Annotated in this window: 1 pseudogene; it reads right to left on the bottom strand. The window is 53.5% G+C overall.

Annotation, left to right across the window (positions count from 1 at the left end):
* Positions 1–299 (bottom strand): annotated as a pseudogene (locus LZP73_RS20005) (hypothetical protein); the annotation flags it as partial.

Below are 299 nucleotides of genomic sequence, written 5' to 3'. Positions count from 1 at the left end.
TCGTCATGGTATTTCTCCGGCGTCATTGCCGTCCTGTCCAGCGTCGGCAGCATCTGCCCGTAAGTTTGTGCATTTGGGCGGCAAGTCCACAGTGTGCGCGTGTAAGGATGCGTTGCTGTAGGTAGCGCAGCAGCGTGCATTTCATCCACCTTATTTCCCTGATACATCACCAGCACCCGATGGCAAAATTGGGCAACTAATGGCAGGTCGTGACTGATCAGCAACATTGCCATCTGACGTTGTTCACACTGGGTAACCAGCAGTTCCAGAATCTGATTACGCAGGCGCACATCCAGTGC

The sequence above is a fragment of the Shewanella sp. AS16 genome, assembly GCF_021412365.1.
GTDB classification, from domain to species: domain Bacteria; phylum Pseudomonadota; class Gammaproteobacteria; order Enterobacterales; family Shewanellaceae; genus Shewanella; species Shewanella salipaludis.
Note: the sequence above shows the minus strand (reverse complement) of the source record. Positions and strands in the feature narration are given on the sequence as shown.